A 14,576-nucleotide genomic window follows, 5' to 3' on the forward strand; every position below is an offset into this window, starting at 1 on the left:
GTCCGGTTTTTTTCATGTGCAAACCCTAATTATAAGAACATGAAGAATCTTTTTATTGTGCCAACTCAAATGCTTCTTTAAGCGCATTCACAATTATATCGGGCACTACATGTGGTTTTCGTGTTTTACCATTTACAAATACAAGCGTAGATGTTGCTGTGCAGGTTTTTTCATAGTTCCCATTTTCGAATTCGAATTCAAATTTAAAGCGAGCCTTTGGCAATTCTTTTATTCTAGTTCGAACCGTCAACTCTTCATCATAACCTGTTGGTTTCAAATACTTTAGATTCATTTCGATAACCGGAAGCATTATATTATTCTCCTCCAACACTTTATCATTTATACCAAATTGCCGTAACAATTCAGTTCGTGCCAGATGACAATAATTAACGTAGTTGGCATGATATACATAGCCCATTTGGTCTACCTCATCATATCTAGGCCTTATTTTACATTCGCCAATAATCATTGTTCTATTTTTTGTTCCGAACTGGCAACTTCCTTCCAAAGTTCCGATAGAATAATTCCAATTTCAGATTCTTTATTATACTCCAAAATTGTCTTTTTTGCTACCATCGAATGAACTACATCTTCGGAAAAAGGAAGTTTTCCCATTAGCTTAATGTCTTGTGATGCAAAAAAACTTTCCATTTGATTGCATATATCCAAATTAATATCAAATTTATTGATTAATGCATACATTGGAATTTTAAACGACTGTACCAATTCAACCAGACGTACTACATCATGAAATCCAGATTTACTTGGCTCTGTAATCAGAATTACAGCATCGGCTCCAGTGATTGAAGCAATTGCTGCACAACCAATTCCTGGAGGTCCATCGTTTAAAATATAGTCTGCATTCTTTGCTTTGGCTATTTCTTTTGCGCTTTTTCGGATTTGAGTTACCAATTTACCCGAATTCTCTTCCCCTGGTCCCATTTTAGCATGAACCAATGGTCCAAAACGCGTATCGGACACGTACCAAAAATTATTCGTACTTCGCTCCGAACTAATTGCTCCTACAGGACATACACGTTCGCAAAGACGACAGCCTTCGCAAGCAAACGAATCGATTTCCAATCCACCACCCGTTTTAAAATTAATAGCATCAAATTTACAATGCTCTCTGCAAAGTCCACAATTGGTACATAAATCAGTATCAATAGAAGCAACCCAAGCCCCATCAAACACATGAGTTTCTTTATTTTCTGGTTGAAAAATAATGTGAAGATCCGCTGCGTCAACATCAGCATCTACAAAAACAGTATTTTCAATCACAGAAGCTAAGGCTGCCGTTATACTTGTTTTCCCGGTACCGCCTTTTCCACTTAATATTGTTATGTCCTTCATATTATTCATTCAATTTTTGCAAATATGCCACCACTTTACGATATTCTTTCGCAAACTGAAGAGGCACACAGCTCACAATTTTTCCTTTTGCATACAAACTTGCATACTCCTTACTAAAAGGAATTTCGCCCAACAATTGGATACCTTCCGCTTTCAAATATTCATATACTTCAGAATCTCCTAATCCGGCTTTATTTACAAAAACACCAAAAGGTTTATCCACCTCGCGCAATAAATCAACGGTAAGTTTTAAGTCATATACTCCAAATGGAGTCGGTTCTGTAACCAAAATCACAAAATCGGCATCCGAGATGGTTTCAACAACCGGACAGCTAGTACCTGGAGGTGCATCATAAATCAGAACATCATTTTCAACAACTAAATTCCTCTTTACATCCTTAATTAACATTGTCTGTAAGGGAGAACCAACTCTCAAATTGCCCTCCATCAAACTTCTATCATTCCCTATATTGTAATCGGTAATGGTTCCAATAGCATTTGTAGTTTCATGAATTGCATCAAACTGACAAGCCACAAAACAAGCTCCACAAGAATGACACAAATCCTTATTCACAGTAGCATACTGCATAGTAGGCATCATTACAATTGCATTAAATTCACAATACTCTTCGCATTTTTTACAAAACGTACACTTCGAAGTATCAATTTCAGGAATCACTTGAACCGATGCCTTCTCACTGGTAACCGAAACGTTCCGAAAGAACAAAAGATCATTTGGTTCCTCTACATCGCAATCGACCAATTGTACTTTTCTTGTCCAATTTTCATTGATCGAAGAAAACAAATTCACTGCAAATGTTGTTTTTCCAGTTCCTCCTTTGCCACTTGCAATGGCTATTTTAAATGCCATAAACTCCCCTCCTGTTTTTTTGTAATTACTAAATCTCCCTTACTCACACCCAACAATTCAGCTATTATATCGCATTTAGCCATCAGCATAAAATAAAGTGATTTTCTTTTTTCATTTAGCAAGCCTTCAAAATTCCCTTGTCCTTTAGAAATAACCACATCGGCCTTTTTAAACAGCTCCTGAAACTCCTCAGAACAATTGTCTACTAAGGTGGAAGGTGCATCATGTCCATTCGATATCACCCTGCAAACATCCTGCATACCAACTTGACTAGCATCCTCAAGGGTAACATCATTAATTATAGGTGCTCCCCGAACTACATAGCATAAGTTAGGATGATTTAAATGCTGAATAAAAAGCTTATCGAAAACTATTTCGCCCGCATTATCACCTAAATACAAGACAGATTGCGCTTGCTTGATTTCAGCAAACATCTCGTTTCTATCGTCTAATATGAAATCAAGGGAAAGTAATTCTTGAATTTTAGCTGGAATATCTGTGGGAACACTATGAGCTCCATAATCAATAATATTTCCAACAACTGCTAATTTTGCTGCTATATGAAAAGGTTCCTTATGCGTTTCTACAAATGCATTCCAATTTTCATATTGCGAATACAAAACTGAATTGGCATATTGTTTCTCTTCGCGATACAGATCATCACTTTGGATCCTTTTTTTCGCCAAGCGATGAATTAATAATGCCAAATAAGGATTAGAGAGATGACTACAATTTGTCAATAAATGATCTACTTCAGAGGAGAAATTACTTGCAACTTCCCCCTGAAGTTTAAATTTTTTAATTAATAAATCTACCGTTTTAGAATGGCAAGCCAAACACCTACTATCCATATTTAGTGATCGCAATAATTAGCAGTAAAACTTAAGCTTTTATTCAAAAAGCCATTTACCAGCTCAACAGCACTTATTTGTGGAGCTCCGACAAATACATTTACATTGTGCTGATTAAAAATCTGAATGGCTCTATTTCCCATTCCACCAGCAATAACGTCGGTAACTCCTAAATCGGCTAAAAATGGAGGCAACAAACCTGGCTCGTGTGGTGGTGCGGCAACTAGCTCTTCAGCAACAATACTGTTATCAGCAATATCAAGTAGCGCAAAATGAGAGCAATGTCCAAAATGTCCATCCAAAATTCCATCTTTAACAGGAACTGCAATTTTCTTTTTCATATGTTAATGATTTGTTTTTAAGTTATATGTGAAACTTACCATACTGATATCCTCCTCCGCTATGTCAAAATAATTTTAGCAGGGACGGTTCCTAGTGTTTCAAAAAGTTTACTTCACCCTAAACAAAAAAGGAACCTTATTTTATTTACAACTTATTCATTTAGGGAAAATACAACACAAGAAGTCCAGTTGCCATACAATAAAATTGATAACAAGTAACTTCTTGTGCTTCTTACTAATCAGGATACATTCTCATGAAGCCTATGAATAAATATCTAGTCGTTCATTTTCCTTCGTCCGAGTCCCATTCTTCCGCCTCGTCCACGACCTAAACCTAATCCTTGTCCTCTACCTCTTCCTCTGGTTTCTTCCTGAGCTTCATTTTCTCTATCCGTTTTCTCGTTGGCTTTACATTGGCCCATTCCTCTTCCGGTTCTGGAACCTTTTCCTTCCGGACCTTTTCGATCTAACCCTGGCATATCAACCTCCTTTTTAAATTGATTTACTACTTTTTAATCTTTTTCCTTGTCCTTTACCACAACCACTCTTCCGTTTTAAGCCCAAACCTTTTCCTAACTTCTCCATCAGCGTGTTTTGGTCTACTTCAGAACAATTTCCCAATCCTCTTCCCGATTTTGAACCTTCTCCTCTTGGTCCTTTTCCATCTAAGTGTGCCATAATAAATTCATTAAGATTTCAATTGATTTATAATGTGTTGCACTGTATTATTATCATTTTGCAACAACACCATTTGAATATTAAACTTTTCAAGCAATTCTTTTGCTTTAGGGCCAAAATCGCCTGAAATTACTTTTTGAACTCCTAGTTCAACTACCTTTTCAACAGTTTTAGTACCTGCTCCACTTTGTGCATTGATATTTTCATTTTCAACGAAACTAACTTCACCTGATTGATCATCGTACAAACAAAACCAACTTGCTCTTCCAAAACGTAAATCAAAAATTGAACTCAATTGGTTTCCTGTTGATGTAATAATTGTCTTCATATTCCTATTTATTTATTAATTCGATATTTTTGGAGTTACAAGCAGGACAAATTTCTTTTTCCATTGTTGCTGGAATATTAAACCTAGCATTACACTTCGAACACAGATACCAATCCTTATCCATTACTGCATTTCCATAAACTGTTTTTATCTCTTTTGCTTCAACTAAGGCCGCGGCAATTTTTCTTCGGGCACTTTCGTAGATTCTCGCAAATGTTGGCCTTGATATGCCCATTAATTCTGCAGCCTCATTGTGTTTTAAAAAATCGTAATCGGCTAACTTTAATGCTTCATATTCTTCATAAAGTAAATCGATAGATTTTCGACTTTTAGAATTCACACCAAAGGGCCTGTACCCTTTAAATCGTGGAGGCTCCACAACTTTTCGCAATCTTATTTTTCTTGGCATAGGCAATTATTTTATACAAAGATAATGAGAATATTCTCATTTCACAAACATTGTCACTATTTACTATCACAGCTTTAGAACAAAAAAAGAGGCCCCCATAGCCTCTGTAATTATTCTTGTTTTCCTGAAACTCACACTTCCTCCTCCTGAGAAACATAATGTGCAAATTGCTTTTCCACTGTAATTGGCTCGGACAAATATAATTCTCCAACTTGTTTCGACATAACATCAGGAAACACATATTCTTTCCCATCAATAAGGCCTTGAATTATTTCTCTAGCAACATTTACTGGTGAATCCTTTTCTATTTCCAGATCTTTTGTCATTTCAGTATCAACAGGTCCTGGATATACTCCCATTACAAGAATATTTGTTGCGAATAGTTCTCCACGTAAACCTTGTGTAATACTATGAACGGCAGCCTTCGAGGCAGAATAAGCTCCGGCCATAGGCATACTAGCTAATCCAAATACAGAAGAAATATTGACAATTGCCGCAGTCTCCCGTTGTTTTAAACGATCTATTAAAGAAACAGTTAACTTTACCAAACCCCAAACATTTACTTCAAAATTTATAGCCATACTGTCTAAAGTTTCATCTGCACAAAAACCACCAGCTTCGTACACCCCAGCATTGTTAATTAAGATTTCGACATCCTTCGCTAATTTTGTAGCTTTAATAATCGATCGATCATTTCTTAAATCTAATAGTACTGGCACTAAACGCCCTTCATATTCAGGTTTAAGATCATCCATAGCTTTTATATTTCTGACTCCAGCATATACTTTTTTAGCCCCCTTCTCAAGCAGTTCTATAGTAATTGCTCTTCCAATTCCTCTATTTGCTCCACTCACAAAAGCTACCCTACCTTTAGGGGAAACTTTAATTTCATTCATCACAACCTCCGTTTTTGGTTTAAAATTATTTGAATTGATTCTTTACAATTTACAACTATCCTGTTCCAATAGCAATGGTAATTATCCGGTATATCTCTATTTAGAATCTGAAACCAAATTGAACAGATCCTGCCCCTGTCCATTTAACTAATTTTTCTATCTTTGCTTTTATCGTTTGATTTTGGCAATTTCTTATCGGGGTGCGAGTAATCTATAATCTTTTCCAATAGCATTCCCGGCTGGAGATGAAAAGGAATTAAACGAAACTTTAATAACCGGACTCTGGAGATACATCTTTATGGATCCGGTTATTTTGTTTTGAACAGCTAACCACAGGAAATTCAAAATATTTAAAATATCATTAACCAAAATAGTTACGAGAATGTCAACAAATTATTTTAAAGCCAATCCCGACCTAAAGGGATTTTTCGGCGAATATGGAGGAAGTTTTATTCCTGAAGTTCTGGAAGAAGAGATGAAAAAAATTAATGATGCTTACTATTCCATCAGTAAGTCACATGAATTTATCTCCGAATTAAGAAGTATTCGAAAGCATTTCCAAGGTCGTCCTACTCCTGTTTATTTTTGCAACCGCTTATCGAATAAATATGGCGGACGTATTTATTTAAAACGTGAGGATTTAAATCATACTGGAGCGCACAAACTAAACCACTGCATGGGAGAAGCTCTTTTAGCCAAATATATGGGCAAAAAAAAGCTAATTGCTGAAACCGGAGCAGGTCAACATGGAGTGGCTTTAGCAACCGCTGCAGCCTATTTTGGTTTGGAATGTGAAATTCATATGGGCGAAGTGGATATTGCCAAAGAACACCCGAATGTAGTGAGAATGAAAATTCTTGGAGCTACAGTTGTACCGGTTACTCATGGCTTAAAAACATTAAAAGAAGCAGTCGATTCCGCTTTTACAGCCTATCTTCAGGATCCAATAAATACCATTTATTGCATTGGATCAGTTGTTGGACCGCATCCATTCCCAATGATTGTTCGCGATTTTCAGCGTGTTGTTGGAATTGAAGCCCGAGAACAATTTCAAGAAATGACAGGAGAACTGCCAGACAATGTAGTAGCTTGTGTTGGTGGCGGAAGTAATGCAATGGGTATTTTTTCGGCCTTTTTAGAAGATGACGAATGCACTTTGCATGGTGTGGAACCTGCTGGTAGATCGTTTAAAAAAGGAGATCATGCTGCCTCTTTAACTTTTGGTAAACCTGGAGTAATACATGGATTTAAATGCTATTTATTGCAGGACGAAAATGGAGAGCCAGATCCTGTATATTCCGTTGCTAGCGGATTGGATTATCCAGGTGTGGGACCAGAACATTCGATGCTTAAAGATCTTAACAAAGCGGAATACCATTCTATTACCGACAAAGAATGTATTGATGCTTTTTATGAGCTAAGTAGAGCCGAAGGAATTATTCCAGCATTAGAAAGTGCTCATGCTGTTGCTTACGCGTTAAAACTTGCAAAAGCAAATCCTCAAAAATCAATTTTAGTAAACTTAAGTGGCAGAGGTGATAAAGACATCGACTTTATTGTAGATACCTTTGGATTGCCAGAATAAGAATTAAAGATTTTTATCATTATAATATTTAGAAAAATTTTATTCAGAAACTAACTATTCACATGAACCTTACTCTTATAATAGTGAGCTTTTAGTTTAGTTAACAATTATAAAAATAGAATACCACTTTTCGAAATGGTATTTTCATTGTGAACGACTGCATTCTATATAATTTTATAAATTGTTAACAATTTACTTTGTTGCTTTTTAAATTTTTGACTTATATTTACTTTACTATGGGGGATAAATATCAGTTTACAAAAGATTTAAGCAAGGAAATGGAGTTTATTACTTCGAGAAGTAGTGGGCCAGGAGGACAGAATGTAAATAAAGTAAATTCGAAAGTTGAGCTTCGATTTTCGGTTTTCGAATCGGAACTATTAACTAAAAAAGAGAAGGAAACTATCTTTCTGAAATTATACCATCACATCAATAACTTAGGTATTTTATCGGTTACGGCTCAAACAGAACGGTCTCAGCTTCAAAATAAAGAAATTGCTATTCAAAAGTTCTATCAATGGATTGAAATTGCATTAACTCCCGTAAAACCAAGAAGAAAGACTCGTCCGACAAAAGCATCGAAAGAGAAAAGATTGGAAAAGAAACAAGCGCAGTCGCAAAAAAAGGAAAACAGAAAAAAACCTGATTTATTGAAATAAAAAAGGGTGATCCAATGGATCACCCTTTTTTATTTGAAATTTTCAATTTACATATTTGCAAAAAAGTCATTTCCTTTATCATCAACAATAATAAACGCTGGGAAATTTTCCACGCGAATCTTACGAACTGCTTCCATTCCTAATTCAGGAAAATCAATCACTTCAATAGATTTAATGCTATTTTTCGCTAATACAGCTGCAGGACCACCAATGGAGCCTAAATAAAATCCGCCATTTTCTTTACAAGCATCGGTAACTGATTGATAACGATTCCCTTTGGCTACCATTACCATAGAACCACCTACTTTTTGAAATGGACCTACATAGGAATCCATACGACCGGCTGTAGTTGGACCAAAACTTCCTGAAGGCATTCCTTTAGGCGTTTTTGCTGGGCCGGCATAATATACCGGGTGATTTTTGAAATACTCAGGCATTTCTTGCCCTTCGTTCAACATTTGCTGGATGCGGGCGTGAGCCATATCACGAGCCACAATCAAGGTTCCTGTTAAACTCAATCGTGTTTTTACTGGATGTTTGGTTAATTCTTTCAAAATATCTGCCATTGGCTGATCTAAATTGATTTCAACAGCATCTTTCAAATGTGGAGCTTCTTTTGGCAAATATTGAAATGGATTTTTCTCTAATTCTTCCAAATAGATTCCATCTTCGGTAATTTTAGCTTTCACATTACGATCGGCACTACAACTTACTCCTAAACCTACCGGACAAGAAGCTGCATGACGAGGCAATCGAATTACTTTTACATCGTGAACAAAATATTTTCCACCAAACTGAGCTCCTATTTCGCTTTTTTGACAAATCTCTTCAATTTTCTTTTCCCACTCCAAATCGCGGAATGCCTGACCACCTTCGTTACCTTCTGTTGGTAAATGATCGTAATATCCGGCAGAAGCCTTCTTAACTGTAGCTAAAGTTGCTTCGGCCGAAGTACCACCAATAACCAAAGCTAAATGATAAGGAGGACAAGCAGAAGTACCTAAATCGCGAAGCTTATTAGTAATAAAAGCGGTTAAGTTCTTTTCATTCAAAAGCGCTTTGGTTTCCTGATACAAGAAAGTCTTGTTTCCAGATCCACCACCTTTGGTTACAAACAAAAACTCGTAAGCATTTCCTTGGTTCGCGTAAATATCAATTTGAGCAGGAAGATTATTTCCTGTATTTTTTTCTTCGAACATCGAGAAAGGAACTACCTGTGAATACCTCAAATTTCTTTCCTGATAGGTATCGTAAACTCCTTTCGAAAGGTGCTCTGCATCGTTAGCTCCTGTATAAACATCCTCTCCTTTTTTTGCAACTACAATTGCAGTACCTGTATCCTGACAAGTTGGTAATTCACCTTCGGCAGCAACCACTTGATTCAACAACATGGTATGAGCTACAAAACGATCATTATCTGACGCTTCACTATCCTGAAGAATGGATTTAAGCTTTTCTAAATGAGCAGGACGTAAGAAAAAAGATACATCAGAGAAGGCTTCTTTCGAAAGCATCTCAAGTCCCTTTGGATCTACTTTTAAAATTTTTCTTCCATCAACTTCAACAGTTGAAACGTAATCTTTTGTTAGCAAACGGTACTTGGTAGTATCTTTTGTTATCGGAAATGGTTTCTGATAATGAAAATCGGACATGATATAATAATTTTAAAATTTTGTATTTATAATTCCACTGACAATAATCAAAAAGGATATTTCCACTTCAATTAAAGTCACAGACAAATATAAGATAAATTGCAGATGCAGACTCTGGAAATTAGCTATTCTATAACATTGTCCTGCAACATAAGCATAACAATTCTTATTTTACCACCTGTATTTAAAATCCTAATGCATCTAGAATTTTCTCATTTAACTGTCTGTTTTTTCCTTTGTAAGGATAACAGTGAATGTGAATTGCTGGATTAAAATTCATCTCAATAATAGCATAATTATCTTTTGTTGCCGGCTGGTTCACATCTTCAATCATCATGTCTAATCCAGTAATCTGAACTCCTAAAGCGATTGACGACTGAATTGCTATATCCTTGTATGACTGATGAATATCATCGGTAAAATCGATACTATCGCCACCGGTACTTATGTTTGAATTCTCGCGTAAGTATACTACTTGATCTTTTTTAAGAACACTTTCAAAATCGAAGCCTTGCTCTTTAAGAAACATCTCTTCCGCTTCTTCCAAACGAATTTTCTCAAGTGGTGTTCGATACCCTTTTCCTCGCAAAGGATCCTGATTTTTAATAGCTACCAATTCCCGAATACTTTTCTCTCCATCGCCTTTTACATTAGCGGGTACTCTGTGTAAAATACCGCAAACCTGATCGTTAATCACAAAAAATCGAAATTCTTTTCCTGAAATAAATTCCTCGATTAGAATACTTCCATCGTGCTCAAAAGCTATATCAACAGCTCTTTTGTAGACCTCCTCGTTCTTATTCTCTTTTAAAATTGTGATTCCTAATCCATAATTTGTCGATTTTGGTTTTATTACAATTCCTTTTCCTTCAAATAGATCAAAATCGGAACGTGCTTGTCTGGCATCCTGATAATCTAATCCTGCAGGAACTCTAATTCCTGCTTTTTCAAGAATTTTTTTCGTTACCAACTTATTTTCCATCATCAAAACACTGGAATAATTATCTAATGAGGTTCGTGTTGCCTGCATTACATATTCCGTTTTATCTCCTTGACTTAAGCTAATAAAATTTTCACTGCGATCTAAAATACAAAACTCAACTCCTCTCCGTAAAGCTGCTTTCATTAATAATTGGGAAGACAATTCCAGATCTTCGAAACCATGAAAACGAAAACCTCTCATTTCACTTTCTTCTTTGTACTGTTTTGCTTTATTCAGATGAAAATTGATAAAACCTTCCTCAATAATATGTTGTTTTACTTGATAAGAAGTTCGTTGGTCTGGATGCTCCACAAAATTAGAAACCTCCACCAATGCTCCCTGATAATCGGAATCATTACTCAAATCCGATTCTCTTGCAAAATCAGTAATATCAGCAAGTAAGTCATTCAACATTTCGGAAGCTAGGACTTCTTTTCCATCAAAACTCTGAAGCATTAATTGAGAATTCAGTCCATGGCAGGCTACCAGATCTTGATTAGCCACGGCTATTTTCTGTTCTATTTCGTTATAAATTTTATCTTCCTTTTTAAACAAACAATACAACAAGAACAAATGGGTAAAATACAAGCGATTCTTGGAAATACCTGATTTTTCGAACGGATCTAAATCCAAAATACGAACTTCCAAATGAGAGATTTTCTTGCTTTTTTCGTCGAATTTTAACCGAATTGGAAGATAAAGCTCCTCTCCTGCCAAAATTTTATCGGACGCTATAAGGTTATTCACTGACTTATTAAAACTCTGAAGACTATTAAAATCGACATAAAACTCTTCAATATTTCGATATCCCATGGAACTATTTCGAATAGAAATAGCATTTCCACAGCTCATGAAACTCTTTTTTCCTGTTTGTAATGATTTCATTTTTAGAGATGGATCGGAAATTGGACTTTCCCCAAACAACCAGATCAACATCCAACGGTAACGCATAAAATTCCGCACCATTTTCAAATATATGGTTTCCCGAAAACGCTCTAATTCTTCGTTACAGTGGTTCGCTTTTTTCAATTTACGTTCCAACCGATCCGATAAAGAAAAATTAAAATGGATACCCGAAAGCATTTGCCTCTCTTTTCCATACCTATTGGCTAATTCCTCTCTATATTTCTCTTTCAGAATTCCTTTCTCGCCAAACTTTGCTATTGGTATTTCTTCCTCATGAGGCAATAATGGCGGCAAACTTTGTGGCCAAAGTAATTCATCCGTTAAATTCTCGGAAATGACATCCTGTAAAGTTTCTAAAAAACCATGAACTTCGGCAATACTATGCAAAGGAGGAGTAATCATCTCTACCTGACTCTCCGAAAAATCGGTAGTAATAAAAGGATTCTGAAATTTATCTCCTAGAATTCCCGGATGAGGCGTAGTAGCCATATTTCCAGAATAATCTACCCTCACATTTTCTTTTTCGATGCCAAACTTTCCGTTTTTTAAACTCTCCCTAATCCCCTCTAAGCGAAGGGCTTCATTGATATTGTTAATAAGATGATCCATATATCAAAATTTACCAAATGTATTATTTTTAAAATAAGTTCGTAATAAAAAGTAAAGAACTATACCTTTTAATATGCTACTTCCGGTGATACTCCACCAGACACCATTTAAACTTAAAACAGTATAAAAACCAAGAAAATAAGCTCCTGGCAAACGTAAGGAAGTAAATATCACACTAACAGTAGCAGATATCTTTGTCTTTCCAAGTCCGTTAAAAACTCCGGCACTAATCATTTCCAAACACATAAATAATTGAGAAGCTGCCAATATCATTAAATAATCCTTTCCCATTAATATACTTTCTGCCTCGGGAACGAATATGGAAAATAAAGTTTTGGGAAGAATCAAAAATATTAAAGTAGTAACAGATCCTACTGCCAAAGATAAGCGCAATCCGGCTTTATAAATATCAGGAACCTCGGTTAAATTTTTTGCTCCGTAACTATGCCCTACCATAATAGTTACAGCTTGCATAATTCCACCAACAATCATAAATGTAATGGATTCGATTTGAACACCAATTTTCTGAACCGCAATGGCATTAGGTCCCCAATCTGCAATAATTCGAGCTAGAAAAATATAAATTACCGAAAATGAAATTCGTTGCACCGCAGCAGGCATACCCACCTCAAATAAACTTTTTAGTTTAGCAACATAGGGCAAAAAACCTTTAAAATATATTTCATCAAATTTGTGATATACAAAATAGAAATATCCCAAACTACAGGCTCTTCCGAGAATTGTAGCAATAGCCGCTCCTTCAACTCCCAGCTTAAAAGTAAAAATCAACAGAGGATCCAAAACTATATTTACTAAGGTTCCTATAACACTGGCCTTAAAGGATATTTTTGTTTTCCCATGAGCGTTAAAAATACTGATGAATAAAAGGTTAACAAAACTAATAATAATCCCAAAAGAGCTAATTATTAGATAAGAAACGGCCATTTCATTCACCTGAACATCTTTCATCTGAAAAAAACCGATGAACTGCTCTGGAATCGCTAAAAATACTGAAGTAAATAAAATAGCAATTCCCCCAATACCCCACAATCCAGCAGTAGAATACCTACCTGCGGCATTCAGATCTTCAGCACCCACCGAGTGCGCCACTTTTATATTCGCACCTACGGTAACAATCGAAGCCATTGCCCAACCTAAATGTAGAAAGAAACCTGCCGAACCAACTGCCGCCACGGCTCCACTTCCCAAATATCCTACCCAAATCATATCGGTAAGATTATAAGTCATGTGCAATAGAAACGAACCAATAATTGGGAAAGCCAACTTCAGTAGCTTTTTTCCAACTTCAGAATATTTTCGTTCTCTTCTAAGTAAACCGGTGATGAATTTTAACATCTATAAAACTTCATGTGTGAATGCAAAAGAATATAAAATGGCAATAAAAATAAACTTAGCTATAACAATAATCACTATTTAAGCATTTTATGAATTAGTTGATCCAATTCATTTTTTAAACACATTGCTTTCCCAAGGTTGCAATTAAGGGTCTTTGCCATTTCTTCGGGAATATTTTTCGCTTTCAGTTTTAGATCTTTTCCTTTATCCGTAAGAAAAATAAGAACCTTTCTTTCGTCTTCGCAACACTTTATTCTTTTAATAAAAGAGAGTTGTTCCATTCGTTTCAAAAGAGGAGTTAAGGTGTTCGTATTTAAATATAATTTACAACCAATTTCGTTAACTCCAACCCCATCTTTCTCCCATAAAACAAGAAATACCAAATATTGAGGGTAGGTAATTCCAAGCTCATCAAGATAAGGCTGATAATGTCTTGTCATCAGCCTTGAGGCTGCATAAATCGTAAAGCATAATTGATTCTCCAATTTAAGAGGTTCGAACTCTTTACTTGCTAAATTGTCCATAATTTTCATTTATATCGCTTGCGATGCAAATTAACGAAATTGTGCGGTAAGATCAAAAAATAAAGCCCTGTATATCGCGACAGACAAGGCTATAATAATGGGATAATTTAGTTTACTCTTTCCAAAATCCTTTTTGATTTAACAATCGAAATTTTCCCGCGCCTAAGAATATAATTGCCAGTGCTCCGAATAAATACAAGACATTTAGCTCGATAGCCAAACCTCCGTATTCGTTTAAGTGAAAAAAACCTTCGGGATAAGCTGCAGGAATAGATACCAACATGGTGAGTGCAATGATCAAAGCAGAAAGTCTTGTATATATTCCTAATAATAATAAAATTGGAGCAAGTAATTCGCCAACATAAACTCCGTAAGCCAACATTTCTGGTACACCAATTTTAACCAGCAGAAATTTTACGCCACCAATACCATTCAAAAATTTTTGAACGCCATGTAACAAAAGTAGACCTCCAACTGATATTCGTAACATTAGTTTTCCTAAATTTTCCATAAATATATTTTTATTTGATTAATTTCGAGTTTCCTAACAAATCTAAGAGTCTTTAAAGAAGTTAT

The 14,576-nt window shown here is 35.7% G+C and carries 16 protein-coding genes and 1 pseudogene; 2 read left to right on the plus strand and 15 right to left on the minus strand.

Translation table 11 applies throughout. The annotated features are described in order from the left end of the window. Nucleotides 1-52: 52 nt before the first annotated feature. From BZG02_RS07395 to BZG02_RS07440, 10 genes are all read right to left on the minus strand, one after another. Nucleotides 53-469, minus strand: coding sequence for an acyl-CoA thioesterase (locus tag BZG02_RS07395; protein WP_101260783.1), 417 nt, complete (start codon nt 467-469; stop codon nt 53-55). Then, nucleotides 466-1,353, minus strand: coding sequence for an ATP-binding protein (locus tag BZG02_RS07400; RefSeq protein ID WP_101260941.1), 888 nt, complete (start codon nt 1,351-1,353; stop codon nt 466-468). The genes BZG02_RS07395 and BZG02_RS07400 overlap by 4 nt, the downstream gene beginning before the upstream one ends. Nucleotide 1,354: 1 nt before the next feature. Then, nucleotides 1,355-2,224, minus strand: coding sequence for a nucleotide-binding protein (locus BZG02_RS07405; RefSeq protein ID WP_101260784.1), 870 nt, complete (start codon nt 2,222-2,224; stop codon nt 1,355-1,357). Further along, nucleotides 2,209-3,075: a damage-control phosphatase ARMT1 family protein gene (locus tag BZG02_RS07410; RefSeq protein WP_101260785.1), complete on the minus strand. Its 867-nt coding sequence runs from the start codon at nt 3,073-3,075 to the stop codon at nt 2,209-2,211. Before BZG02_RS07410 ends, BZG02_RS07405 begins: the two co-directional genes overlap by 16 nt. A 2-nt stretch (nt 3,076-3,077) precedes the next feature. Continuing rightward, the gene (locus BZG02_RS07415) at nt 3,078-3,416 is read right to left on the minus strand and encodes a NifB/NifX family molybdenum-iron cluster-binding protein (protein WP_101260786.1); all 339 of its coding nucleotides are present in this window, start codon (nt 3,414-3,416) and stop codon (nt 3,078-3,080) included. A 275-nt stretch (nt 3,417-3,691) separates the two neighbouring features. Continuing rightward, nucleotides 3,692-3,895: a DUF5320 domain-containing protein gene (locus tag BZG02_RS07420; protein WP_101260787.1), complete on the minus strand. Its 204-nt coding sequence runs from the start codon at nt 3,893-3,895 to the stop codon at nt 3,692-3,694. A gap of 13 nt (nt 3,896-3,908) precedes the next feature. After that, nucleotides 3,909-4,094 (minus strand): DUF5320 domain-containing protein, encoded by a 186-nt coding sequence (locus BZG02_RS07425; RefSeq protein WP_101260788.1) that lies wholly within the window; start codon nt 4,092-4,094, stop codon nt 3,909-3,911. A gap of 10 nt (nt 4,095-4,104) precedes the next feature. Then, nucleotides 4,105-4,422 (minus strand): NifB/NifX family molybdenum-iron cluster-binding protein, encoded by a 318-nt coding sequence (locus tag BZG02_RS07430; protein ID WP_101260789.1) that lies wholly within the window; start codon nt 4,420-4,422, stop codon nt 4,105-4,107. Nucleotides 4,423-4,426: 4 nt separating this feature from the next. Further along, nucleotides 4,427-4,831 (minus strand): DUF134 domain-containing protein, encoded by a 405-nt coding sequence (locus BZG02_RS07435; protein WP_245868065.1) that lies wholly within the window; start codon nt 4,829-4,831, stop codon nt 4,427-4,429. Nucleotides 4,832-4,962: 131 nt separating this feature from the next. After that, a complete protein-coding gene (locus tag BZG02_RS07440; RefSeq protein ID WP_101260790.1) occupies nt 4,963-5,727 on the minus strand; it encodes an SDR family NAD(P)-dependent oxidoreductase in 765 nt (254 codons plus the stop codon). Nucleotides 5,728-6,109: 382 nt separating this feature from the next. On the opposite strand from BZG02_RS07440, the gene trpB reads away from it, so the two are divergent. Together trpB and arfB are read left to right on the plus strand one after the other, a co-directional pair. Continuing rightward, nucleotides 6,110-7,312 carry a tryptophan synthase subunit beta gene (trpB, locus tag BZG02_RS07445; protein WP_101260791.1) on the plus strand — a complete coding sequence of 401 codons (1,203 nt, stop codon included), beginning with the start codon at nt 6,110-6,112 and terminating at the stop codon, nt 7,310-7,312. 275 nt (nt 7,313-7,587) lie between these two features. Then, nucleotides 7,588-7,971, plus strand: a pseudogene (gene arfB, locus BZG02_RS07450) (alternative ribosome rescue aminoacyl-tRNA hydrolase ArfB); the annotation flags it as partial. A gap of 47 nt (nt 7,972-8,018) precedes the next feature. Here arfB and BZG02_RS07455 read toward each other — a convergent pair. The 5 genes from BZG02_RS07455 to BZG02_RS07475 form a co-directional block, all read right to left on the minus strand. Then, complete coding sequence (locus BZG02_RS07455) at nt 8,019-9,623, minus strand: fumarate hydratase (RefSeq protein WP_101260793.1); 1,605 nt, start codon at nt 9,621-9,623, stop codon at nt 8,019-8,021. A gap of 184 nt (nt 9,624-9,807) precedes the next feature. Continuing rightward, a complete protein-coding gene (gshAB, locus tag BZG02_RS07460; RefSeq protein WP_101260794.1) occupies nt 9,808-12,120 on the minus strand; it encodes a bifunctional glutamate--cysteine ligase GshA/glutathione synthetase GshB in 2,313 nt (770 codons plus the stop codon). 3 nt (nt 12,121-12,123) lie between these two features. Continuing rightward, nucleotides 12,124-13,476, minus strand: a complete 1,353-nt coding sequence (locus BZG02_RS07465; protein ID WP_101260795.1) for an MATE family efflux transporter — start codon at nt 13,474-13,476, stop codon at nt 12,124-12,126. Between the two features lie 74 nt (nt 13,477-13,550). Further along, entirely contained in the window at nt 13,551-14,000 is a 450-nt protein-coding gene (locus BZG02_RS07470) for a MarR family winged helix-turn-helix transcriptional regulator (protein ID WP_101260943.1), read from the minus strand. A gap of 112 nt (nt 14,001-14,112) precedes the next feature. Then, on the minus strand, nt 14,113-14,511 hold the full coding sequence (locus BZG02_RS07475) for a DoxX family protein (RefSeq protein WP_101260796.1): 399 nt from the start codon (nt 14,509-14,511) through the stop codon (nt 14,113-14,115). Between the last annotated feature and the right edge of the window lie 65 nt (nt 14,512-14,576).

This window comes from Labilibaculum filiforme (genome assembly GCF_002843315.1).
GTDB lineage: Bacteria > Bacteroidota > Bacteroidia > Bacteroidales > Marinifilaceae > Labilibaculum > Labilibaculum filiforme.

What these genes read in the sequence shown, in the direction of transcription:
- BZG02_RS07395 (WP_101260783.1), bottom strand. Translation starts at nt 469, where the DNA reads ATGATTATTGGCGAATGTAAAATAAGGCCTAGATATGATGAGGTAGAC.
- BZG02_RS07465 (WP_101260795.1), bottom strand. Translation starts at nt 13,476, where the DNA reads ATGTTAAAATTCATCACCGGTTTACTTAGAAGAGAACGAAAATATTCT.
- BZG02_RS07405 (WP_101260784.1), bottom strand. Translation starts at nt 2,224, where the DNA reads ATGGCATTTAAAATAGCCATTGCAAGTGGCAAAGGAGGAACTGGAAAA.
- BZG02_RS07455 (WP_101260793.1), bottom strand. Translation starts at nt 9,623, where the DNA reads ATGTCCGATTTTCATTATCAGAAACCATTTCCGATAACAAAAGATACT.
- gshAB (WP_101260794.1), bottom strand. Translation starts at nt 12,120, where the DNA reads ATGGATCATCTTATTAACAATATCAATGAAGCCCTTCGCTTAGAGGGG.
- BZG02_RS07425 (WP_101260788.1), bottom strand. Translation starts at nt 4,094, where the DNA reads ATGGCACACTTAGATGGAAAAGGACCAAGAGGAGAAGGTTCAAAATCG.
- BZG02_RS07470 (WP_101260943.1), bottom strand. Translation starts at nt 14,000, where the DNA reads ATGGACAATTTAGCAAGTAAAGAGTTCGAACCTCTTAAATTGGAGAAT.
- BZG02_RS07400 (WP_101260941.1), bottom strand. Translation starts at nt 1,353, where the DNA reads ATGAAGGACATAACAATATTAAGTGGAAAAGGCGGTACCGGGAAAACA.
- BZG02_RS07430 (WP_101260789.1), bottom strand. Translation starts at nt 4,422, where the DNA reads ATGAAGACAATTATTACATCAACAGGAAACCAATTGAGTTCAATTTTT.
- BZG02_RS07475 (WP_101260796.1), bottom strand. Translation starts at nt 14,511, where the DNA reads ATGGAAAATTTAGGAAAACTAATGTTACGAATATCAGTTGGAGGTCTA.
- BZG02_RS07415 (WP_101260786.1), bottom strand. Translation starts at nt 3,416, where the DNA reads ATGAAAAAGAAAATTGCAGTTCCTGTTAAAGATGGAATTTTGGATGGA.
- trpB (WP_101260791.1), top strand. Translation starts at nt 6,110, where the DNA reads ATGTCAACAAATTATTTTAAAGCCAATCCCGACCTAAAGGGATTTTTC.
- BZG02_RS07440 (WP_101260790.1), bottom strand. Translation starts at nt 5,727, where the DNA reads ATGAATGAAATTAAAGTTTCCCCTAAAGGTAGGGTAGCTTTTGTGAGT.
- BZG02_RS07435 (WP_245868065.1), bottom strand. Translation starts at nt 4,831, where the DNA reads ATGCCAAGAAAAATAAGATTGCGAAAAGTTGTGGAGCCTCCACGATTT.
- BZG02_RS07420 (WP_101260787.1), bottom strand. Translation starts at nt 3,895, where the DNA reads ATGCCAGGGTTAGATCGAAAAGGTCCGGAAGGAAAAGGTTCCAGAACC.
- BZG02_RS07410 (WP_101260785.1), bottom strand. Translation starts at nt 3,075, where the DNA reads ATGGATAGTAGGTGTTTGGCTTGCCATTCTAAAACGGTAGATTTATTA.